At 27.7% G+C, this 835-nt stretch carries 1 protein-coding gene; it reads right to left on the bottom strand.

What is annotated here, in order from left to right:
• Positions 1–615 (bottom strand): hypothetical protein (locus DXA15_RS25125; protein ID WP_147349114.1); only part of this gene is annotated, 615 nt, incomplete at its 3' end.
• Between the last annotated feature and the right edge of the window lie 220 nt (positions 616–835).

The raw sequence follows: 835 nt of genomic DNA on the forward strand, positions 1-835 counted from the left end.
ATCTAATTCTTTGTTAATGGAATTGATTTTTTCTTCTAAAGAAATAATTTTATTATTCATCTTTTTTTTATGATTTCGGAAAAGGGTATGAAGGATAAATAAACAAATGAGCGAAAGACATAGTATTACAATATACACAAGACGAGATATTTTCAACTCTTGTAATTTTGTTTCATTTATGGCTTGATCATATTTCTTTTCGAGTTCAAGAATGTTCTCTTCCTTTTTTTTCATAGTTTCGTCAATATATGTATCATTCCATATCTCGTAATTCTCTAGTGCAGACATGTAATTCTTTCTCTCTTTTTCATATAGATATTTGTAATATGCAATTGTACCTTTGTATTTATTATCATTGGAATCGACTTTATTTAGATAATAATTAGCCTTGTCTAAATTAGCTACATTTAAATACATTTGTGTCAATGCTAGATAGTTATTGTTTAGACTATTCGTATCTAAAGATGCTGATTTTAGAAGATTATCTTCTGCTTTTTCATAATTAGCTACATTTAAATACATTTGTGTCAATGCTAGATAGTTATTGTTTAGACTATTCGTATCTAAAGATGCTGATTTTAGAAGATTATCTTCTGCTTTTTCATAATCCCCCATTAGGCAATATATATTCCCCAAAGTATTATATATGCTAACAAATACACTTGTATCATTTAATGTTCGAGCAATAGATCTCCCTGATGTAGAATATTTAGTGCTTCATCTAGCTGTTTTGATATGCTTTTTGTCTAGCTATGTTCTTTAGTGCAAGAATATGCTTTTTGTCTAGCTATGTTCTTTAGTGCAAGAATATAACTTTTTGGTATTATTTGCTTGA

It is taken from the genome of Parabacteroides sp. AM58-2XD (genome assembly GCF_003463685.1).
GTDB classification, from domain to species: domain Bacteria; phylum Bacteroidota; class Bacteroidia; order Bacteroidales; family Tannerellaceae; genus Parabacteroides; species Parabacteroides segnis.